The 21,469-nt window shown below is 54.2% G+C and carries 22 protein-coding genes; 10 read left to right on the forward strand and 12 right to left on the reverse strand.

Going from position 1 to position 21,469, the window contains the following annotated elements; all coding sequences use genetic code 11:
- Window positions 1–207 precede the first annotated feature (207 nt).
- The 3 genes from DBY68_RS01925 (at window position 208) to DBY68_RS01935 (ending at window position 2,042) form a co-directional block, all read left to right on the forward strand.
- The gene (locus tag DBY68_RS01925; RefSeq protein ID WP_108473436.1) at window positions 208–582 is read left to right on the forward strand and encodes an ArsC family reductase; all 375 of its coding nucleotides are present in this window, start codon (window positions 208–210) and stop codon (window positions 580–582) included.
- Window positions 583–686: 104 nt separating this feature from the next.
- Window positions 687–1,814, forward strand: a complete 1,128-nt coding sequence (gene dapE, locus DBY68_RS01930) for a succinyl-diaminopimelate desuccinylase (RefSeq protein ID WP_108473435.1) — start codon at window positions 687–689, stop codon at window positions 1,812–1,814.
- Window positions 1,815–1,838: 24 nt separating this feature from the next.
- Entirely contained in the window at window positions 1,839–2,042 is a 204-nt protein-coding gene (locus tag DBY68_RS01935; protein ID WP_108473434.1) for a YpfN family protein, read from the forward strand.
- A gap of 34 nt (window positions 2,043–2,076) precedes the next feature.
- Here DBY68_RS01935 and ypfH read toward each other — a convergent pair whose 3' ends face one another.
- The 6 genes from ypfH to dapA form a co-directional block, all read right to left on the reverse strand.
- On the reverse strand, window positions 2,077–2,775 hold the full coding sequence (ypfH, locus tag DBY68_RS01940; RefSeq protein ID WP_108473433.1) for an esterase: 699 nt from the start codon (window positions 2,773–2,775) through the stop codon (window positions 2,077–2,079).
- Window positions 2,776–2,849: 74 nt separating this feature from the next.
- Window positions 2,850–4,850: a GNAT family N-acetyltransferase gene (locus DBY68_RS01945; RefSeq protein ID WP_304598572.1), complete on the reverse strand. Its 2,001-nt coding sequence runs from the start codon at window positions 4,848–4,850 to the stop codon at window positions 2,850–2,852.
- A 17-nt stretch (window positions 4,851–4,867) separates the two neighbouring features.
- Window positions 4,868–5,737 carry a neutral zinc metallopeptidase gene (locus DBY68_RS01950; RefSeq protein ID WP_108473431.1) on the reverse strand — a complete coding sequence of 290 codons (870 nt, stop codon included), beginning with the start codon at window positions 5,735–5,737 and terminating at the stop codon, window positions 4,868–4,870.
- A 128-nt stretch (window positions 5,738–5,865) separates the two neighbouring features.
- A complete protein-coding gene (purC, locus tag DBY68_RS01955) occupies window positions 5,866–6,579 on the reverse strand; it encodes a phosphoribosylaminoimidazolesuccinocarboxamide synthase (protein ID WP_108473430.1) in 714 nt (237 codons plus the stop codon).
- A 107-nt stretch (window positions 6,580–6,686) separates the two neighbouring features.
- The gene (bamC, locus tag DBY68_RS01960) at window positions 6,687–7,721 is read right to left on the reverse strand and encodes an outer membrane protein assembly factor BamC (protein ID WP_108473429.1); all 1,035 of its coding nucleotides are present in this window, start codon (window positions 7,719–7,721) and stop codon (window positions 6,687–6,689) included.
- A 16-nt stretch (window positions 7,722–7,737) separates the two neighbouring features.
- Window positions 7,738–8,616 (reverse strand): 4-hydroxy-tetrahydrodipicolinate synthase, encoded by an 879-nt coding sequence (gene dapA, locus DBY68_RS01965; protein ID WP_108473428.1) that lies wholly within the window; start codon window positions 8,614–8,616, stop codon window positions 7,738–7,740.
- A gap of 155 nt (window positions 8,617–8,771) precedes the next feature.
- Here dapA and DBY68_RS01970 point away from each other — a divergent pair, with 155 nt between their 5' ends.
- Both DBY68_RS01970 and bcp read left to right on the forward strand, forming a co-directional pair.
- Entirely contained in the window at window positions 8,772–9,344 is a 573-nt protein-coding gene (locus DBY68_RS01970) for a glycine cleavage system transcriptional repressor (protein ID WP_108473427.1), read from the forward strand.
- Window positions 9,344–9,814, forward strand: a complete 471-nt coding sequence (bcp, locus tag DBY68_RS01975) for a thioredoxin-dependent thiol peroxidase (RefSeq protein WP_108473426.1) — start codon at window positions 9,344–9,346, stop codon at window positions 9,812–9,814. The genes DBY68_RS01970 and bcp overlap by 1 nt, the downstream gene beginning before the upstream one ends.
- A gap of 36 nt (window positions 9,815–9,850) precedes the next feature.
- Here the strand turns inward: bcp and DBY68_RS01980 are convergent, their stop codons facing one another.
- Window positions 9,851–10,915, reverse strand: coding sequence for an AI-2E family transporter (locus tag DBY68_RS01980; protein WP_108473425.1), 1,065 nt, complete (start codon window positions 10,913–10,915; stop codon window positions 9,851–9,853).
- Between the two features lie 224 nt (window positions 10,916–11,139).
- On the opposite strand from DBY68_RS01980, the gene bepA reads away from it, so the two are divergent.
- The 3 genes from bepA (at window position 11,140) to DBY68_RS01995 (ending at window position 14,121) form a co-directional block, all read left to right on the forward strand.
- A complete protein-coding gene (gene bepA, locus DBY68_RS01985) occupies window positions 11,140–12,603 on the forward strand; it encodes a beta-barrel assembly-enhancing protease (RefSeq protein ID WP_108473424.1) in 1,464 nt (487 codons plus the stop codon).
- Window positions 12,604–12,640: 37 nt separating this feature from the next.
- On the forward strand, window positions 12,641–13,000 hold the full coding sequence (gene arsC / locus DBY68_RS01990; RefSeq protein ID WP_108473423.1) for an arsenate reductase (glutaredoxin): 360 nt from the start codon (window positions 12,641–12,643) through the stop codon (window positions 12,998–13,000).
- Window positions 13,001–13,203: 203 nt separating this feature from the next.
- Window positions 13,204–14,121 carry an Rpn family recombination-promoting nuclease/putative transposase gene (locus DBY68_RS01995; RefSeq protein WP_108473422.1) on the forward strand — a complete coding sequence of 306 codons (918 nt, stop codon included), beginning with the start codon at window positions 13,204–13,206 and terminating at the stop codon, window positions 14,119–14,121.
- Window positions 14,122–14,124: 3 nt separating this feature from the next.
- Here DBY68_RS01995 and DBY68_RS02000 read toward each other — a convergent pair whose 3' ends face one another.
- The 5 genes from DBY68_RS02000 to bglK all read right to left on the reverse strand — a co-directional run bounded on the left by DBY68_RS02000 (window position 14,125) and on the right by bglK (window position 19,447).
- A complete protein-coding gene (locus DBY68_RS02000) occupies window positions 14,125–14,826 on the reverse strand; it encodes a DnaA inactivator Hda (RefSeq protein ID WP_071843484.1) in 702 nt (233 codons plus the stop codon).
- Between the two features lie 94 nt (window positions 14,827–14,920).
- The gene (gene uraA, locus DBY68_RS02005; RefSeq protein ID WP_108473421.1) at window positions 14,921–16,210 is read right to left on the reverse strand and encodes a uracil permease; all 1,290 of its coding nucleotides are present in this window, start codon (window positions 16,208–16,210) and stop codon (window positions 14,921–14,923) included.
- Window positions 16,211–16,304: 94 nt separating this feature from the next.
- Window positions 16,305–16,931 (reverse strand): uracil phosphoribosyltransferase, encoded by a 627-nt coding sequence (gene upp, locus DBY68_RS02010; protein ID WP_108473420.1) that lies wholly within the window; start codon window positions 16,929–16,931, stop codon window positions 16,305–16,307.
- A 194-nt stretch (window positions 16,932–17,125) separates the two neighbouring features.
- The gene (locus DBY68_RS02015) at window positions 17,126–18,556 is read right to left on the reverse strand and encodes a 6-phospho-beta-glucosidase (RefSeq protein ID WP_108473419.1); all 1,431 of its coding nucleotides are present in this window, start codon (window positions 18,554–18,556) and stop codon (window positions 17,126–17,128) included.
- Between the two features lie 12 nt (window positions 18,557–18,568).
- Window positions 18,569–19,447, reverse strand: coding sequence for a beta-glucoside kinase BglK (gene bglK / locus DBY68_RS02020; RefSeq protein ID WP_108473418.1), 879 nt, complete (start codon window positions 19,445–19,447; stop codon window positions 18,569–18,571).
- Between the two features lie 285 nt (window positions 19,448–19,732).
- On the opposite strand from bglK, the gene purM reads away from it, so the two are divergent.
- Both purM and purN read left to right on the forward strand, forming a co-directional pair.
- On the forward strand, window positions 19,733–20,770 hold the full coding sequence (gene purM, locus DBY68_RS02025; RefSeq protein ID WP_108473417.1) for a phosphoribosylformylglycinamidine cyclo-ligase: 1,038 nt from the start codon (window positions 19,733–19,735) through the stop codon (window positions 20,768–20,770).
- The gene (gene purN / locus DBY68_RS02030) at window positions 20,770–21,414 is read left to right on the forward strand and encodes a phosphoribosylglycinamide formyltransferase (RefSeq protein ID WP_108473416.1); all 645 of its coding nucleotides are present in this window, start codon (window positions 20,770–20,772) and stop codon (window positions 21,412–21,414) included. The genes purM and purN overlap by 1 nt, the downstream gene beginning before the upstream one ends.
- Window positions 21,415–21,469 lie beyond the last annotated feature (55 nt).

A 21,469-nucleotide genomic window follows, 5' to 3' on the forward strand; every position in this document is an offset into this window, starting at 1 on the left:
CATCCTCTGTTTGCATGTTCATCTTTCCTGCCAATAACTTACCTTTCCGGCTTTCAGCAGAAATAGTATGCACCGTCAGTGAAAAATTATTCACTTACCTTTGGAAATCCCGCTGAATTAATTGATAATACGGATTGCTAAGAGTATTCCGTGTATATTTGTTCTCTCATTAAACCTGCTAATCGATAAAAATAAGGATGCCAATACATGATCACTCTGTATGGAATTAAAAATTGTGACACCATAAAAAAAGCCCGTCGCTGGCTGGATGAACACCAGGTCACCTATCTTTTTCACGATTATCGCGCCGATGGATTAACGGCAGAATTATTAGCCACCTTTATAAATGAACTGGGTTGGGAAGCGTTGCTCAATACGCGTGGCACCACCTGGCGTAAACTGGATGAATCCGTTCGCGCCAGTATCAATAACGCGGATAGCGCCGCGGCGCTGATGCTCGAAATGCCAGCAATCATCAAACGCCCATTGCTCTGCGCGCCCGCACAGCCTATGCTGCTGGGTTTTAGTGATGAACGTTACAGCCAGTGGCTTGCCGACATCGCCCCGGCAGCCGGTCAATAAACCGCCTGTCAGCAACAGCACGCTCGGTGCGGAGCACGCAAACTGACTTCGTACCGATAAAGAAAACACGCAAACATCAGCAGTTAATCAATGAGGTGTAGTCTATGTCTTGCCCGGTCATTGAGCTGGCTCAGCAGCTTATTCGCCGCCCTTCCCTTAGCCCCGATGATGCGGGCTGCCAGGCGCTAATGATTGAACGCCTGCGCGCAGCGGGTTTTACCATTGAACATATGGATTTTGGCGATACGCAGAATTTCTGGGCGTGGCGCGGTCAGGGAGAGACACTGGCTTTTGCCGGTCATACGGACGTCGTGCCTTCCGGCGATGCGGATCGCTGGATCAACCCTCCCTTCGAACCGACCATCCGTGACGGGATGCTGTTTGGTCGTGGCGCGGCAGATATGAAAGGTTCACTGGCCGCAATGGTGGTTGCCGCCGAGCGTTTCGTGGCGCAGAACCCGAATCATCAGGGGCGCCTGGCGTTTCTCATCACCTCCGATGAAGAAGCCAGCGCCACAAATGGCACGGTGAAAGTCGTTGATGCGTTGATGGCGCGCAACGAGCGTCTGGATTACTGCCTGGTGGGCGAACCGTCCAGCACGGCAGTGGTCGGCGATGTTGTAAAAAATGGCCGTCGCGGTTCGATGACCTGCAACCTGACCATTCACGGCGTTCAGGGACACGTCGCCTACCCGCATCTGGCCGATAACCCGGTTCACCGCGCCGCCCCGTGGCTCAATGAGCTGGTGGCGGTTGAGTGGGATCAGGGGAACGAATTCTTCCCGCCAACCAGCATGCAGATAGCAAATATTCAGGCTGGTACCGGGAGCAACAACGTGATTCCAGGCGATCTGTTCGTGCAGTTTAATTTCCGTTTCAGCACCGAACTGACCGATGAAATGATCAAGGCGCGCGTAATTGCGCTGCTGGAAAAACATCAGCTGCGCTACAGCGTCGAGTGGTGGATTTCCGGGCAGCCGTTCCTGACCGAACGCGGTAAACTGGTCGATGCGGTGGTCAACGCCATTGCGCACTATAATGAAATTAAACCGCAACTGTTGACGACGGGCGGCACATCGGATGGTCGATTTATTGCCAGAATGGGCGCACAGGTGGTGGAACTGGGTCCAGTCAACGCCACTATTCATAAAATCAATGAATGTGTGAACGCTGCCGATTTGCAACTGCTGGCGCGAATGTATCAGCGCATTATGGAACAGCTTGTCGCCTGACAACACATTTAAGAGGTAACGCACATGGACTGGCTGTCAAAATACTGGTGGGTTCTGGTACTGGTGTTTCTGGTTGGCGTGATGATCAACGTGATTAAAGATCTCAATCGCGTCGATCACAAGAAATTCCTCGCCAATAAGCCGGAGCTTCCTCCGCATCGCGACAATAACGCGAAGTGGGACGAAGACGACGATTGGCCGAAGCACGATCAATCAAAAAAACCGTAACAATAAACGGGCCGGAAATCCGGCCCGTTTTGTTTTAAAGCATCTCAATGAGATCGTCATTCTTCGGCGTACTGCCGCTTAACGCTTCATCGAAGTAATGTTTCGGAATGGTGTAACGCAGATGATCGAGCGCAAACTGCATACTGTGTTCATCAATCGCGTGCCCCAGATCGTCTACGATATCGAGCGTTACATCCCCGCCTGCTGCCAGTAAGGCTTCCTGACCCGCCACAGCATGCGCAAGATCGATAACCCGGTCTTCACCACCGTGAATCAAATGCACCGTCGTGGATGTCGATGCGGCTTCAGGCAGCGTCGCATAACGACCATTAAAGGCGATGACGCGTGATGCCAGATTGGGTTCCGCTTTAATGCTTTCAAGTGACATGATCGCGCCTTGCGAGAACCCTATTAACGCGGTTGCCAGTGGGCCAACGCCGCTCTGTTTTTGCCAGTAACGAACGATTTCGATAAAGGTTGGCATAATCGCATCAACGCGTGCCTGCCGATTCTCTTCGGTCACGCCTTGCACAGAGAACCATTGACGCGCCGGTGCCGGGCCACAAGGCTCTGCGCCGCCGATGCTTACGATGAGCGCATCAGGAAACAGCGGCGCGAACCAACTGCCAATTTGCCCCATTGCCACCGGGTTATCACCCACGCCATGGAACAACAGCAGCAGCTGTTGCGCGGGTTTAGCGGGGCTTTGAACGACAAAATGATCGTGTTTCATGGCTATCTCCTTTGTTACCGCTCAGTTTACGCTGGCCGAAAAGAATGACCATGCCATTTAACTGAATGAGATAGTTAAAAAAATTGCACCTGCTTTATACGTTCGCGAAGCTGCCCGGTACGTTCGTGGTCAAGGTCACACATCGCCTGCGCCACCTCTTCACGCAGACGTACAAGCAGCGCTTTACGCCCATGGAGATTCAACGCCGTACAAAGCGCCGCTTCATTTTCCCGCGCCAGCCTGCGCCGCAGTGCCAGCAACGGCAACGGGCTGAGAGAAACCAACAGGTGCAGATTACCCAGCGTAGCCAGCAGCGGGCGATGGGCGAATGCAAACCCCGCCAGATCCCACCACGCTTCATCATTAAGCATAGCCTCCGGCCCCTGCGGCAGCGTCAATTTCTCATCAACCCACCCCTGCAGCCAGCGCCACTGCTGGCATAAACGCAAATGCTCATGCTCTGCCAGATATTTTCCAGCATCGGTGAGTGGGAACATCGCCATCGCCGCATAACAGCCGCTGCTGGCTTCGCGCTGCGTGCCGATGCGCACCAGGGTAAAACCACAGCGCTGCCAGAACTGCCAGAGTGCTTCGGTATAGCCAAAGCTGACGGAGAGATAATCGCAGCCCGAGGCGTTTTTACAGGCACGGGCGATGAGCGCAGAACCGATACCCTCGCGCTGGCGCAAAGGGTGTACTGCCACCCGACTAATGCGCCGACCAATCAAGGTTGCCGCAAGCGGGCTTCCGCCATGCGCGGCGAGCGACTGCGCCACCAGGTTACCGCGCGGTCGACGAAAACCCGCCCAGACCGCCTGACTTAATTCGGCGGTCAATCCACCTTCATCCACCAGCCACAGCGCGCCTGCGAGGCCATTCGGCGTATCGGCAGCGATAAAGTGTTGCCCCGGCGCATCCATCATCCGCCGCAAATCGAGCGGTGAAGTGCGGTAGTGCGCACCAGAAAGTAGCTGGTACATCGCCGTGGGGAGCTGAGGTTCCGACAGCCATTGCACCTGTTCTATCGCCCTGAAACTTAACGGGCCGGACGGGGGAACCGTAAAGCTATCGTCAGCAAAAATCAACAGATCATTTACCACCACTTCCAGCGGGCAGCCCTGCACCCAGCGAACGGGCGTATTGAGCGTAAATTGCCGTAGCGTGGGGAAATGCGCGCAGAATTTCAGCAGAAATCCCCGTCCCGTGCCTTCATAGCCCTGCACGGTGGTGGTCAGTAAAAGATGTGGGAATCGTGAGGCGAGTTGTTCCAGCAGTGGTGCGGGGATCGCGGCGGCTTCATCCACCACCAGCCAGTCAGCGGTTTCAGCAGAGGCCAGCAGCGCGTCCGGTGCCATAAAGTGAAAACGCTCGCCGGCAAAAGCAGCAATGACGTCAGCAGAGGCCCGCGTCGGCGCGGTCACAATGGCTCGCCCCTTCAGGCTGCGGATATGCATCCCCGCCAGCGCCGATTTTCCCCGCCCGCGCTCGGCGGTAATGGCGGTAATGCCCGAGGGATTATCCGCCAGCGCGTTAAGGATCGCAGCTTGCTCTGCATCCGGCTCACCGCTGACGCGTTGCCAGTGTGGCCGCGAGGGAAAGTTGACAACGGGGAATACATCACCCTGTCGCCACAGCAGCGCTTCAGGGTTTTCGCACAGTATTCTGCAAAAATGGTCAACAAAGCGCGGCGTAGCAATCGCTTCTGGCGAGTCGCTCCAGCGCAGGGAATCGGCATCCGGCTGATGTGGCCATCGCGCCCATTCCGGCACCAGCAGCACCAGCCAGCTTCCGGCACGCAACGTACCGGCGAGCGCGGCAAAAGCCGAGACATCGAAACCGTGGCGGGCATCAAAGATGGCGTGCTGGAACTCACGCCCGAGCAGCGTCACCAGTTTTGCTGGCGCGCAGTACGGCTCGGCTTGCGCTTCAGGCCCCACCCACAGTACGTCTGTCTGCGCGTCGTCACGAAAGGCTTGCGCCTGCTGCTGTACCCAGTGTGACTCGCCGCTAATAACCAACAAGCGGCGTACACCTTCCCGCGCCATGCGCGGCGCGAGGGTCAAAAGTTCATCCATGATTGCGATTCATCAACTTACAGCATTTTGCCGAACGTATTACACTGCGCCGGGTCACCACTATCCAGGCCACGTTTCAGCCAGGTATAACGCTGCTGTGATGTGCCGTGGGTGAAGCTATCCGGCACCACGCGCCCCTGGCTCTGCTGCTGGAGACGATCATCACCAATGGCCTGTGCCGCATTCAGCGCCTCTTCCAAATCGCCCGGTTCCAGCACGCCCTGCTGCTGCATCGCATGGCCCCAAACGCCCGCAAAGCAATCCGCCTGCAGTTCCATACGCACAGAGAGTTGATTGACTTGTGATTCGGACGCATTCTGCTGCATCTGACGGACTTTTGGTTCGATACCCAGCAGTTTTTGCACGTGGTGCCCTACTTCATGCGCAATCACGTAGCCCTGGGCAAAATCGCCATCCGCGCCCAGTTTCTCTTTCATATCATCGTAGAAAGAGAGATCGATATATACCGTGGTGTCCGCCGGGCAATAGAAGGGGCCCATGACCGACTGGCCGGTACCACAGCCCGTGCGCGTCGCGCCGCGATACATCACCAGTTTCGGCACCTGATAGGTTTTACCCATTTTTTCAAACTGCTGGGTCCAGGTATCTTCGGTGGTCGCAAGTATCACCGAGGTGAATTTGGCGGCTTCGTTATCCTGAGGGCTAACGGTCCGCTGTTGGGAGGATTGCTGGGATACAGGTTCCCCGGTCAGAAAGCCTGTGAGATCGACGCCGTAATAGCCCGCGACAACCACGACAATCAACAGAATGATGCCGCCTTTCCCGCTGGGAATACGAATGTTTCGCCCGCCGCCTGAAATCGGCGAACCGGAATCATTTCGTCTGTCTTCAACATTGTCGCTTTCGCGACGACCTTGCCAACGCATATCTACCTCGAACCTATCCTATTAATTATAGTTATGATCGTAGGCGGTTCAGACGAGGATTACCACAGGAAATAACGGGGAAATTCAGAGGGTGCAGGCACCCTCTGCGATGCAGTGACTCAGGAGACTCAGTCCAGGTTGACACCCAGACGACGCGCCACTTCTTCGTAAGCTTCAATCAGGCCACCCAGGCTCTGGCGGAAACGGTCTTTATCCATTTTATCCATGGTTTGCTTATCCCACAGACGGCTACCGTCCGGCGAGAACTCATCACCCAGAACAACTTCGCCTTTGTACAAACCAAATTCCAGCTTGAAATCGACCAGGATCAAGCCCGCATCATCAAACATTTTTTTCAGGACATCGTTTGCTTTGAAGGTCAGTTCTTGCATACGTGCGAGGTTTTCTTTGCTCACCCAGCCAAAGGTTTCGCAGTAAGATTCGTTGACCATCGGGTCATGCATCGCATCATTTTTCAGGAACAGGTCGAACAGCGGTGGGTTCAGTTCGATGCCTTCTTCAATCCCTAAGCGTTTCACCAGCGAGCCTGCCGCACGGTTACGCACCACGCACTCTACCGGCACCATATCCAGTTTTTTAACCAGACATTCGGTATCAGAGAGCAGACGTTCCATCTGAGTCGGGATACCCGCTTCTTCCAGTTTGGTCATAATGAAATGGTTGAACTTGTTGTTCACCATACCTTTACGATCGAACTGCTCAATGCGCGCTCCGTCACCTGCTGACGTATCGTTACGGAATTCGAGCACCAACAGGTCCGGGTTTTCCGTACTGTAGACGGTTTTCGCTTTACCACGATACAACTCAGCTTGCTTTTGCATCTTTATTACTCCTGGTGGAATTTAACTATAAAATCGCGCTTTTCTGCCGACGCACACGTTTGCGTATCATATCAGAAAAAAGGGCCGGATTACTCCAGCCCTCAATATTACTTGCTAAATGCTGCCTGGAAGACGGCGACCAGCGCGTCGTTCTGAGACTGCGTCAGCGTATGACCTTTCGGGTCGATGAATTGCAGACTGCTGCGGTTATCGAGGTCGCCAACCTGCAGTTTGTAATCACCGGAGACCAGACCCGGATCGCTTGCGCCCAGTTCCTGCCAGCTGCTGTCTGACAGCGGCTTGTAGGTCACGTTGATGCTGCCCTGAGAACGGGTGCTGTCGGTCACTTTCATGCCCACTTTTTCCAGCACGCCAGGCAGACGTTGCCATACCTGGTTGAACGGGCCGCGCACCACCAGCATAGGCAGGCCAGTGTCATCCGCTGCGCTCTGCACGTCATAGGTGGAGCCTGCCGCGCTTTGTGAAGCATTCTGCGCGGCGGTAGCTTTCTGATCGAGACCGGCGGAAATCACGTTCAGCATCTCGGCGCTATAGCGCTGCAGCGATGCGGTATCGGCAACCGGTTTGCCCGCTTGTTCCAGGTTAACCAGTTTCACCACGACCGCCTGCTGATAGCCCTGCGGTTTCACGGAGACTTGATAACGACCACGGTACTGCTGGTCTTCATCGAGACGGTTCCACTCAACCCAATCGGTGGTTAACGTCTGGGTGGCATCATCACGCTTATCAATGGTGTAGTTTTTACCCTGAAGGATGCTCACTACCTGCGGCCACAGGTTACCGCTACGGCCACTTTCGACCAGCAGCGTGGCGGTATCGCCCGTGAACTGCGTGCGCGCACCAGAAACCAGCGCCAGAGGCTGTGCCGGCGGACGGATGTCCAGGGCTTTACCTACTGCGCCGCTACCGTTAGCAACCGGAATGTTATAATCACCGCGTTGAACCGGCAGGATCATGCCAGCCGGCGCGTGAAGTTCACTTAACGGCGCGGCATCCAGATAGGATTCATCGCCGCTCACCTGGCGCTTATAACGCGAGTCGGAACTACACGCTGCAAGCAGCAGGACAAGTGAAACACCCGCAACCTTTGCCAGGCGCGACTTCTGTACTGAGTAAGCCATCAAATCTCCCTAAACTTTACAGCAAACCGGCGTGCTTCATTGCTGAGGCGACGATATCACGACCATGGTCGGTGATAGGTGTCATCGGCAAACGCATCGTATCGGTTGCTACAAGCCCCAACTCCTTACATGCCCATTTAACCGGGATAGGATTGGGTTCGACAAATAATTTATTGTGCAGCGGCATCAAACGTTGGTTGATGACGCGCGCTTTTGCAAACTCGCCCGCGGCGGCCAGTTTACACATTTCTGCCATATCACGTGCAGCAACGTTTGCAGTGACGGAAATCACACCCTGACCGCCAAGCTGCATGAAATCCAGCCCCGTGGCATCATCACCGCTCAGCAGGATGAAATCGTCTGAAACCAGCTCTTTGATCTGGTGAACACGACTTAAGTTCCCTGTTGCTTCCTTGATTGCGATAATATTTTTTATTTCAGCCAGGCGACCCACGGTTTCTGGCAGCATATCGCAACCCGTACGAGACGGCACATTATACAGAATTTGCGGCAAGTCAGTATGTTCTGCGATCGCTTTAAAGTGCTGGAACAGACCTTCCTGAGTAGGACGGTTGTAGTAAGGGGTCACGGTCAGGCAGCCGACAACGCCGGTGTTATTGAAGCGCTGGGTCAGGCTTATCGCCTCTGCGGTGGCGTTCGCCCCGGTGCCTGCGATAACCGGAATACGGCCATCGGCCAGCTCTACGGTCATCATCACGACATCGCCGTGCTCATCGTGGCCAAGCGTCGCCGATTCTCCTGTCGTCCCTACAGATACAATCGCCGAGGTCCCGTTGGCGACATGGTAATCAATCAGTTTTTTCAGGCTTGAACGGTCGACATTACCTTTCTCATCCATCGGCGTGACAAGCGCTACAATACTTCCCGTGAACATGGGGCCATCCTCTGTGCTGACGTGCGGACATGAGTCTCAATGGTACGTTTGGAACTGTAATAAAAGCAAGCGACTGAAGCCCCTCAGAATGTTGTATGCCGGTTTTTTTTATGCTTTCCTAAGGAATACCTCACCTTTTTGAAGGAAGCACCGGTTTGACAGCCACATTACAACACTATTTGGTCATTACAGCTCTGGGGGCCGATCGCCCTGGCATTGTCAATACCATTACGCGTCACGTCAGTAGCTGCGGCTGTAACATTGAGGACAGCAGGCTGGCCATGCTGGGCGATGAGTTCACCTTCATCATGCTGCTTTCCGGTAGCTGGAACGCGATCACCTTGATTGAATCCACCCTGCCGTTGAAAGGGGCAGAACTGGATCTGCTGATTGTGATGAAGCGCACCACCGCGCGACCGCGCCCGTCAATGCCTTCCACCGTATGGGTGCAGGTTGAGGTGCCTGATTCTCCCCATATTATCGAACGCTTCACCGCGCTTATCGACTCATGGGAGATGAACATTGCGGAGCTGGTTTCCCGCACCCAACCCGGCGATGAAAATACGCAGCCACAGCTGTTTATTCAGATAACCGCACACAGCCCGGCTACGAAAAATGCATCAAATATTGAGCAAGCGTTTAAAGCCCTATGTACAGAATTGAATGCACAAGGCAGTATAAACGTCATAAATCATTCTCAGCATGACGAACAAGATGGAGTTGCCTAATGAACCCTCTGAAAGCCGGTGACATCGCACCGAAATTTAGTTTGCCCGATCAAGACGGCGAGCAAGTAAATTTGACCGACTTCCAGGGACAACGCGTACTGGTCTATTTCTATCCGAAGGCCATGACGCCGGGCTGCACCGTGCAGGCCTGCGGTCTGCGCGATAATATGGATGAACTGAAAAAAGCGGGCGTCGAAGTGCTGGGCATCAGCACCGATAAGCCAGAAAAACTCTCCCGCTTTGCTGAAAAAGAGCTGCTGAACTTCACCTTGTTGTCCGATGAGGATCATCAGGTTTGCGAGCAGTTTGGCGTCTGGGGCGAGAAGTCCTTTATGGGTAAAACCTATGACGGCATCCATCGTATCAGCTTCCTGATTGACGCTGATGGGAAAGTTGAGCACGTTTTTGATGATTTCAAAACCAGCAATCACCACGATGTGGTGCTGAACTGGCTCAAAGAGAGCGCCTGATGTAAAAAAGCCGACGTTTTCACGTCGGCTTTTTATTTACTCTTCGTCGGCCACCAGACCATCCGGCCAGGCATGCACCACCGCTTTAATCAGCGTCGCCAGCGGAATGGCGAAAAACACGCCCCAAAATCCCCACAGCCCGCCGAAAATCACCACCGACAGAATAATCACCAGCGGATGCAAATTCACCGCTTCCGAGAAGAGCACAGGTACCAGCAGGTTTCCATCCAGCGCCTGGATAATGAGGTACACCGCAAACAGACTCCAGAACTCGGTGCCCAGGCCAAACTGGAACAGCGCCACGCACACCACGGGAATGGTCACGACAAACGCGCCGATATAGGGAATCAGAACAGAGAACCCCACCAGCACCGCAAGCAACAGCGAATAATTGAGGCCAAACAGGATAAAGCCTATCCAGGTCGCCACGCCGACCACCACCATTTCCAGCACCTTGCCGCGGATATAGTTGGTGATTTGCTGGTTCATCTCTTTCCAGACCAGCCCGGCCAGGCCGCGATTACGCGGCAGTACGCGGCGCACGGCGTTCAGCATCTGCTCTTTATCCTTCACCAGGAAAAAGACCATTAACGGCACCAGCACCAGATAGACCGCCAGCGTCAGCAGCCCGACCAGCGACGCCACGGAATATTTCACCACCGAGTCGCCCATGGTCTGCATACGCGCGCGCATGTTTTCTGCCATCGCATCAATGATGCCCGCATCCATCAGCGCCGGATAGCGACGCGGCAAGGTGGCGGCAAAATCAGAAAGTTTATTGAGCATGCCAGGCATATCGCGAATCAGATAGATTCCCTGCTGCCAGGCTACTGGCATGACCACAAATGCCATTAGCAGCAGAATGCCGACAAAGACGACCAACACAGCCGTGGTGGCCCAGCGTCGCGAACAGCCAAGCTTCTCCAGACGAATCGTGGGCCATTCCAACAAATACGCGAGAACAATCGCCACCAGCAGCGGTGCTAACAGACCGCTAAAGAAAAACAGGATACCGAAACCGGCCACCAGAATAACCAGCAGCGCTATCGCTTCCGGGTCACTAAAACGGCGGCGATACCACTGCATCAACATTTCGAGCATAAACACTTCCCTGACGCACATTGGCGGATCACAGTGCCCGAATTGTATCTAAATGTCACAGAAAAGACTTCGCTTTTTCTATTTATAGACACAAACAGCAAAAGTTATGTGAATATCATTTTCAACCTCTGTGAGGCCAGATAAACTGCCTGAGCAGTCACGCAGGGAACGTAACGCCGCCCTGTCGGTCAAACTGAAACATCCCACATTACAGGACAGAGGTTATGTTCAGGCAGTTGAAAAAAACGCTGGTGGCATCCCTTATTGCAACGCTCACTCTCGGCCAGGCGGCCCCCGCATTTGCGGATGCGGCTGATACGTTGCCAGATATGGGCACCTCCGCAGGAAGCACGCTCTCCATTGGTCAGGAGATGCAAATGGGGGATTTCTACGTACGCCAGCTGCGCGGCAGCGCACCGCTGATTAATGATCCCCTGCTGGTGCAGTACATCAATACCCTGGGTATGCGTCTGGTGTCGCACGCCTGGTCGGTGCGTACGCCATTCCACTTCTATTTAATCAACAACGACGATATCAACGCCTTCGCCTTCTTCGGCGGGAACGTGGTGCTGCACTCGGCGTTGTTCCGCTATTCCGATAATGAAAGCCAACTGGCCTCGGTGATGGCGCACGAAATCTCCCACGTCACCCAGCGACATCTGGCGCGTGCGATGGAAGATCAGAAACGTAACGCCCCGCTTACCTGGGTCGGCGCGTTAGGCTCAATTCTACTGGCGATGGCCAGCCCGCAGGCTGGGATGGCGGCGCTGAGCGGTACTCTTGCCGGAACGCAACAGAGCATGATCAGCTTCACTCGTCAGAATGAAGAAGAAGCGGATCGTATCGGGATTCAGGTGTTACAACGATCCGGCTTCGATCCGCAGGCGATGCCGGCATTCATGGATAAATTGCTCGATCAGGCGCGCTACTCCTCGCGTCCACCGGAAATGCTGCTGACCCACCCCCTGCCGGAAAGCCGTCTGGCCGACGCGCGCAACCGCGCCAACCAGATGAAACCAATGGTGGTGCAATCCTCCGCCGATTTCTATCTGGCGAAAGCGCGTACGCTTGGGATGTATAACTCCGGGCAAAATCAGCTGACCAGCGACCTGCTCGATGCCTGGTCGAAAGGTAATATTCGCGAACAAAATGCCGCGCAGTATGGCCGCGCACTTCAGGCGATGGAAGCGAAGAACAACGCTCAGGCGAGTAGCCTGCTGCGCCCGCTGCTGGCAGCCGACCCGCAGAACCCATGGTATCTTGACCTGGCGACCGATATCGACCTCGGCCAGAACAAAGCCGCTGATGCCATTAGTCGCCTGAAAAGCGCGCGCGACCTGCGCACCAACCCGGTACTGCAGCTTAACCTGGCGAACGCGCTGCTGGAAGCAGGCCAGGCGTCCGAAGCGGTGACCATTCTTAACCGCTACACGTTTAACTATAAAGACGATACCAACGGCTGGGAATTGCTGGCACAGGCGCAGGCCAAACTGGGCCATCGCGATCAGGAACTGGCCGCCAGAGCCGAGAATATGGCATTGGTTGGACGCCTCGACCAGGCGATTTCCCTGCTGAGCAGCGCCAGCGCCCAGGTCAAACTCAGAAGCCTGGAACAGGCGCGCTACGATGCGCGTATCGACCAGCTTCGCCAATTACAGGAACGTTTCCGCCCTTATACGAAAATGTAAGCGGGAACGTATGAACGTCAGACACACGGGAGATTTTATGACTGATGCGGTAAAAATTTACCACAACCCGCGCTGTTCCAAGAGCCGCGAAACCTTAAGCCTGTTGAAAGCTAACGGCGTGGAGCCGGAAGTGGTGCTTTATCTGGAAACGCCGCCTGATGTGCAGGGCATTAAGCAGTTGCTGCAAATGCTGGGCATGAACAGCGCACGCGAGCTGATGCGCCAGAAAGAAGATCTTTATAAGTCGTTGAATCTGGCCGATAGCCAGCTTACAGAAGCGCAGTTGATTCAGGCGATGGTTGAGAATCCGAAGCTGATTGAACGCCCGATCGTGGTCAGCAACGGCAAGGCGCGTATTGGTCGCCCGCCGGAGCAGGTTCTGGAAATCGTTAGCTAATGTGAGTTTGTCGCAGCCGCCTTTTGCCGGCTGCGTCCGCCTTATGGCCTCTGAAATGCGAGCATCCACGCCGTTCTTATGCAACGTTGCATGCGAATAAACAGGGTTCTGATAGCGTCTCGCAACCTGCAAATCGTCATATTGTCGTCTTGTCTCTCTCCTGCCAGAGTTCCTCCAACGGTTAGCATCCCATGGAGGGAGTTATGCAAGAGCAAAGCACATCCACGCCGCACGACGCGATTTTTAAACATTTCATGGCCCACGTAGACACGGCCCGTGATTTTCTCGACATTTATCTGCCCGCTCCGTTACGCGCCATTTGCGATCTGAGCAGTTTAAAGCTGGAAGCCACCAGTATGGTGGAGAAGAATCTGCGTTCGCGCATTTCAGATATTCTCTATTCGGTGAAAACGCAGGCGGGCGATGGCTATATCTACACACTGATTGAGCATCAAAGTCGTCCGGAAAAACACATGGCCTTTCGGATGCTGCGCTATTCACTGGACGTTATGCAGCGGCATCTGGATGCCAAAAATAAACAGTTGCCTATTGTTATTCCCCTGTTGTTTTATCATGGCGAAGCCACGCCCTACCCCTACAGCCTGCGTTGGCTTGATGGGTTTTCTGACCCGGATCTGGCTAAGCGACTCTATTGCCAGCCTTTTCCACTGGTGGATATCACCGTTGTCCCCGATAGCGAAATTATGCAGCACCGGCGCGTTGCCACGCTCGAACTGCTGCAAAAACATATCCGATTGCGGGATCTTTCCGAGCAAATCGCCCCGCTAGCCGCACTTTTAACGATGGGATACACTAGCAAGGATCGACTGGTTGCCATTCTGAATTACATGCTGCATACCGGCACAGCCGAGAATCCTGAGAAGCTTCTTCAGGAGCTTTCTCAGCGCACGTCACATCATGAGGGAACGCTAATGACTATTGCTGAATATCTCGAGCAGAAAGGCTGGACCAGAGGAGTTGAAGAGGGGCAACAGAAAGGACGTAGTGAAGAAGCGCGACGTATTGCGCTTGCGATGCTGAAAAACGGAATGGAACCCGTGCTGGTGAAAGAAATCACCGGCGTCTCAGATACCGAACTGTCGGGCACAAGCACGCACTAACCGCTACAGCTTCAGGATCTCTTTTACAAACGGAATCGTGAGTTTTCGCTGGGCAGTAATCGACGCGTGATCCAGCTGGTCGAGCGTTAAAAACAGGGTACGCATCTCTCTGTCCAGCCGTTTAAGCAAGAAACGACACACATCTTCCGGCAGTTCAAACCCGCGCAGACGCGCGCGCAGTTGCAACGCTTGTAGTTTGTCTTCATCAGAGAGCGGCTGAAGCTTATATATTTGCCCCCAGTCGAGACGAGAAGCGAGATCCGGCAAACCGAGATTAAGCTGACGCGGCGGACGATCGCCGGTGATCAGCAGCCGGGTGTTCCCTGTTTCGAGGATCCGGTTATACAGGTTGAAAATCGCCATCTCCCAGAGTTCATCTCCGGCGACGCACTCAATGTTATCAATACACACCAGCGCAAGCTGTTCCATCCCTTCCAGTACTTCCGGTACAAACCAGGTACGTTTATCCAGAGGAACATAACCTACGGCATCACCGCGCGCCGAGAGTTCCGCACAGGCTGCGTGCAGCAGATGGCTACGCCCTGCCCCTTCCCGCGCCCAAAGATAGATGTATCCGCTGTGTTCCTGGCGCAGGACGTTTTGCACGGCTGCAAGGAGAGAAGGGTTATCACCCGGCCAGAAACTCGCAAAGGTTTCATCGTCGGGAAGATAGAGTGGCAAAGAGAGCTGTGCCGGTGCGTTCAGAGGGACCTCTTCATGAGCTTACGTAAAAACGCGATGAGTTTATCACAGAATTATCCCATGAGAGAACCGGACGGCGCACCGCCCGGTCAGAGGATCAGCGGGTGGAGACGTCGCTGTCATCAGCATCCAGCACCACTTCTTCCGGACGCAGCACGCTAATGAGTTTGAAGATCAGGCTCAGGCAGACGCCCACTACGGTCGCCAGCGCCATGCCTTTAAGCTCAGCAGCACCAATGTGCACTTTCGCGCCGCTAACACCGATGATCAGAATCACGGAGGTCAGGATCAGGTTTTGCGCTTTGCTATAGTCAACTTTTGATTCGATCAGAACGCGAATACCGGATGCGCCGATCACGCCGTACAGTAACAGAGAAACGCCTCCCATCACTGGCAGCGGGATAATCTGGATAGCCGCCGCAAGTTTCCCGACGCAGGAGAGCAGTATAGCAATCACCGCCGCGCCGCCGATTACCCAGGTACTGTAGACGCGGGTAATCGCCATTACGCCGATGTTTTCGCCATAGGTGGTGTTCGGCGTGGAACCAAAGAAGCCAGAGATTACCGTCGACAGACCGTTAGCAAACATAGAGCGGTGCAGGCCCGGATCGCGAATCAGATCTTTTTTGACAATATTCGCCGTTACCACCAGGTGGCCGACGTGCTCGGCAATCACCACCAGCGCCGCAGGCAGAATCGTCAGAATAGCGAACCACTCGAAGCGCGGAGTATAGAACGTTGGCAGCGCGAACCAGTGCGCTTGCGCGATCGGCGTGGTATCGACAACGCCCATCACAAAGGAGAGCGCATAGCCCACCAGAACACCAATCAGAATAGGAATAATGGCAAGGAAGCCGCGGAACAGAACTGAACCAAATACCGTTACCGCAAGCGTTACCATGGAGATAATAATGGTTTTGCTATCCGGCGATTGCCCTTCTGCTGGCAAGAGGCCCGCCATGTTTGCCGCGACACCCGCCAGTTCAAGGCCGATGACGGCAACGATTGCGCCCATCGCCGCCGGAGGAAACATCACATCCAGCCAGCCGCTCCCGGCTTTTTTAACGATAAACGAGACCAGGCAGAACAGCACGCCGCACATGATAAAACCGCCGAGTGCCATTTCGTATCCCAACGGCAGCAGAAGCATAACCGGTGAAATAAACGCAAAGCTCGATCCCAGATAAGCCGGAATTTTACCTTTACAGATAAAGAGGTAGAGCAAGGTGCCGACGCCGTTGAACAGCAGCACGGTTGCCGGGTTGATGTGAAACAGAACGGGCACCAGAACGGTGGCGCCAAACATGGCGAACAAGTGCTGCAAGCTAAGCGGGATCGTCTGTAATAGTGGCGGTCGTTCACTCACTCCGATAGCACGGCGCGTCATAATGTTTTCCTCAGTGTCAGTGTTATTAGATTTTGCATTTAGTTTTATTCAAAAAAAAGCCGACTCTTAAGTCGGCTCTTTATGATTTATTTTCTTATTTGGTACCAAAGATTTTGTCACCGGCGTCGCCGAGGCCAGGAATGATATATCCCTGCTCGTTTAACCCCTGGTCAATTGACGCGGTGTACAGCTCAACGTCCGGGTGCGCGCTTTCCAGCGCGGCGATACCTTCTGGCGCCGCGACCAGCACCAAAACTTTAATGCTGCTGCAGCCCGCTTTTTTCAGCAGGTCGATGGTGGCGATAACCGAACCGCCGGTTGCCAGCATCGGGTCGACAATCAGCGCCATGCGCTCATCAATATTGGAAACCAGTTTCTGGAAATACGGTACCGGCTCCAGCGTCTCTTCGTCGCGATACATGCCCACCACGCTGATACGCGCGCTTGGAACATTTTCCAGCACGCCGTCCATCATGCCCAGGCCCGCACGCAGGATTGGCACAACGGTAATTTTCTTGCCTTTGATCTGGTCGATTTCTACCGGGCCGTTCCAGCCTTCAATAGTCACTTTTTCGGTTTCCAGATCGGCGGTGGCTTCATAGGTCAGTAAGCTGCCAACTTCGGAGGCGAGTTCACGGAAGCGTTTAGTACTGATATCTTGCTCGCGCATCAGGCCTAGCTTGTGTTTGACGAGTGGGTGTTTCACTTCCACAATCTTCATTCTCTTTCTCCTTTGAATGGGGCAGCCACAAAAAAAATCGACGGATTATACCGCCATTCTTTTCATCGGCAACATTTTTTTACTTGACGCTGATCAAGCATAGGCGGGGTTAATGTGAAGAGAGAAACGATTGTCGGCGCTGAGCCGTATTTCGCAAGGGAAGCGGCCAACCAGGGTTGACCGCTTCATCGTAGTTACAGCTTTTCACCATTAGTGGCGATCACGTCTTTATACCAGTTGAAAGATTTTTTACGGCTGCGTGCCAGCGTGCCATTACCTTCGTTATCTTTATCAACGTAGATAAAGCCGTAACGCTTTTTCATCTCACCGGTCCCGGCAGAGACCAGATCGATACAGCCCCATGGGGTGTAACCCATCAGGTCGACGCCATCTTCCACCACCGCTTTTTTCATCTCTTTAATGTGAGCGGCGAGATAATCGATACGGTACTGGTCGTTTACTGAGCCATCGCTCTCCTGCACGTCGATCGCGCCAAAGCCATTTTCGACGATAAACAGCGGCAACTGATAGTGATCGTAGAACCAGTTCAACGAGTAACGCAGCCCTACCGGGTCAATCTGCCAGCCCCAGTCGGATTTCTGTACGTAGGGGTTTGAGACCAGACTGGTGGTTTCATCGTAATCGAGCTGCGGGTTATCGTCGGTCGCTTTGGTGGCAAACGACATATAGTAGCTAAAGCCGATGTAATCGACACAGCCCTGCATCAGTGCCTGCTTGTCTTGTTCAGTGATATCCAGTGCAAATCCGCGACGTTCGAAGTAGTTCAGCAGATGTTGCGGATATTTCCCACGAACGTGCACATCGGTAAACCAGTAGCGGCGATGCATGGCATTCATCGCCATCATCATATCGTTTGGAGCGCAGGTCAGCGGATAGATGGGGCACATGGCAATCATGCAGCCGATTTGCAGCGACGGATTAATCTCACGCCCCGCTTTTACCGCCAGGGCGCTGGCCACCAGCTCATAGTGCGCCGCCTGATACATTACCGGCTCGCGATCTTCACCTGGCTGATATTTCAGCCCGGAGTTCGTGAACGGAGCGAAATCCTCATGGAAGTTAGCCTGGTTATTAATCTCGTTGAAGGTCATCCAGTACTTCACTTTGTGCTGGTAGCGCGTGAAGACAACCTTTGCAAAACGCACAAAAAAGTCGATGAGTTTACGGTTGCGCCAGCCACCATATTCAGTCACGAGGTGATACGGCATCTCGAAGTGCGATAGGGTGATAACCGGCTCAATGCCGAGCTTCAGGCACTCATCAAACAGATCGTCATAGAACTGCAATCCGGCTTCATTGGGTTCCCGTTCGTCGCCTTTTGGAAAAATACGCGTCCAGGCGATAGAGGTTCGGAAACACTTGTAACCCATCTCGGCAAACAGTTTGAGATCGTCTTTGTAGCGATGGTAGAAATCAATGGCTTCATGATTAGGATAATTTTTGCCGGGCAATACGCCATCGGTGATTTCTCGCGGCACGCCGTGCGCGCCCGCCGTCATCACATCAGCCACGCTGATGCCTTTCCCACCTTCCTGCCAGCCGCCTTCCAGCTGATGCGCAGCTACCGCGCCGCCCCACAGAAATCCCGCTTTAAATCCAGACATAACTTTCCCTCATTAAACAGTCGCGTTCTGTTGATTGAAATGGTAAACCGCGCCCAGCAGCCCGGCGTCGTTGCCCTGGCTTGCCGCACACACGAAGTCGTCGATACCGAACCAGCGCAGATGCTCACGCAGCAGCGCCAGGAATCCCGGGCGTTCAATAATGCCGCCGCCAATAAAAATGGTTTCAGGGTCGAAAAGATTGACCAGGTTATAGAGCCCGGTGGCGATGCCATTAAGGAAGTCATCGACCAGACGATGCGCCGCGCGATCGCCGTCTTCATAGGCGTCAAACACCGCCTCACCTGTGATGGCTTCCAGCGGTTGCCCAAGGCTGTCCGCGTAGCGTTTACGCAGCACGCGCAGCGTACAGGTTGTGTTCATGGTGTAATTCGTTACGCGACGCGAGGCCGGTCTATCGGTGAACATGTAACCGAATTCACCGGCGCGAAAGCGCTTGCCGTGAACCAGTTTGCCGTTGCAGAAAATCGCGCCGCCGATTCCGGTGCCGATAGTCAGCACCAGAAAATCATTCATCTTCGTAGCCTTACCCAGCCAGCGCTCCGCCAGCAGCACGCAGTTGGCATCGTTTTCGACCGTAACCGGGCGCGATGTTTTCGCCTCCAGCCATGCTTTCATGGCAAAGTTATCGAAGCGACGGATAGCGCCGCCCATTTCGATAAACCCGGTATGAGGATTAACATAGCCCGGCGCGCTGATCGCAATGCCGGTACAGTGGGGATGCGCGGCAACCCAGTCGAGCATTGCCTGCAAAATTTGGTCTCCGTCACTGTCGACGATCGCCGCTTTGCCTTTCTCTACAATCGTCCCCTGCGCGTCCACAACACCCATTTTTAACGCGGTGCCGCCAATATCAAATGCTGCAATGCTCATCGTTCTCATCCCTCCCGAATGGTAAAACGACACGCTTAATGCTCGTTCCTGCATAACAGAAACCGGTTTCATTGGCATCATGTGCATTCAAAGCAACCGATGCAAGGACAAAAATGTACCCGGTTTCATTTTCGTGAACGGTATCAAACTTGACCATCTTCTTAGGTGAAAGGGCATAAATCCGCGCCCTGAAAAATGGATGCACAATGGGCTCGCAAACGTTTGCTTAGACTGTTAGAATTGCGCCGATTTTTCTTGCTAACGCAAACGCGTGGAGACTTAGCAGTGACCGACAAAACCTCTCTCAGCTATAAAGATGCCGGTGTTGATATTGACGCAGGAAACGCTCTGGTTGACCGAATCAAGGGTACGGTGAAGAAAACCCGTCGCCCGGAAGTGATGGGTGGATTAGGTGGATTCGGCGCATTGTGCGCACTGCCGCAAAAATATCGTGAACCGGTGCTGGTCTCTGGCACGGATGGCGTTGGCACCAAACTGCGTCTGGCAATGGATTTAAAACGTCATGACACCATTGGTATCGACCTTGTCGCCATGTGTGTCAATGACCTGGTCGTTCAGGGCGCCGAGCCCCTGTTCTTCCTCGACTACTACGCCACCGGCAAACTGGACGTCGACACCGCGGCCAGCGTGATCAACGGCATCGCGGAAGGCTGTTTACAGTCTGGCTGCTCCCTGGTGGGCGGCGAGACGGCAGAAATGCCGGGCATGTACCACGGTGAAGATTACGATGTGGCAGGCTTCTGCGTCGGGGTAGTAGAAAAATCAGAAATCATCGATGGTTCAAAAGTCACCGACGGCGACGTGCTGATCGCGCTGGGCTCCAGCGGCCCGCACTCTAACGGTTATTCACTGGTGCGCAAAATTGTGGAGGTCAGCGGTTGTGACCCGGAAACCACGCAACTGGAAGGCAAATCGCTCGCCGACCATCTGCTGGCGCCAACCCGCATCTACGTGAAATCCATTCTGGAACTGATCGAAAACGTCGACGTCCACGCCATCGCCCACCTGACCGGCGGCGGTTTCTGGGAGAACATCCCGCGCGTCCTGCCGGACAACACTCAGGCAGTGATTGACGAGTCTTCCTGGCAGTGGCCGGCCATCTTTAACTGGATGCAGGACGCAGGTAATGTCAGTCGTCATGAAATGTACCGCACCTTTAACTGTGGCGTGGGCATGGTGATTGCACTGGCAGCCGATGAGGCGGATAAAGCCATTGCCCTGATGAACGAAAAAGGTGAAAACGCGTGGAAAATCGGCTATATCAAAGCCACTGATTCTGAACAGCGTGTGGTCATCGAATAATGAAAAATATCGTGGTGCTCATTTCCGGCAACGGAAGCAACTTACAGGCTATCATCGACGCCTGTGCGCAAAAGAGAATAAAGGGCACCATTCGTGCGGTATTCAGCAATAAGGCCGATGCGTTCGGCCTTGAGCGCGCTCGCGAAGCGGGGATCCCGCAGCATGCGTTAACCGCCAACCAGTATGCTAGCCGTGAAGCATTTGACCGCGAGCTGATGCACGAAATCGACGCTTATGCGCCGGATGTCGTGGTGCTGGCAGGCTATATGCGGATTCTGAGCGCCGAGTTTGTCAGCCACTATCAGGGGCGTTTGCTGAATATCCACCCTTCCCTTTTGCCGAAATATCCGGGCCTCGATACGCATCGCCAGGTACTGGAAAACGGCGATGCTGTACACGGCACCTCGGTACACTTTGTCACCGAAGAGCTGGACGGCGGGCCGGTGATTTTACAGGCCAAAGTCCCCGTGTTTGACGGTGACGACGAGGCCGATATTACCGCGCGAGTTCAGGCTCAGGAACATGCTATTTACCCGCTGGTGGTGAGCTGGTTTGTCGAAGGTCGCCTGGCTATGCGTGAAAACAGCGCCTGGCTGGATGGTGTAAAACTGCCGGTCAGTGGTTATGCTTCCGAAGATGAGTAATCCTGTTCACCATCGTCCCAGACGGTGGTGAAATTCATTAAATAAATATTTCCCT

Origin of the sequence: Pseudocitrobacter sp. RIT415, assembly GCF_003057695.2 — a bacterium.
Lineage (GTDB): Bacteria > Pseudomonadota > Gammaproteobacteria > Enterobacterales > Enterobacteriaceae > Pseudocitrobacter > Pseudocitrobacter faecalis.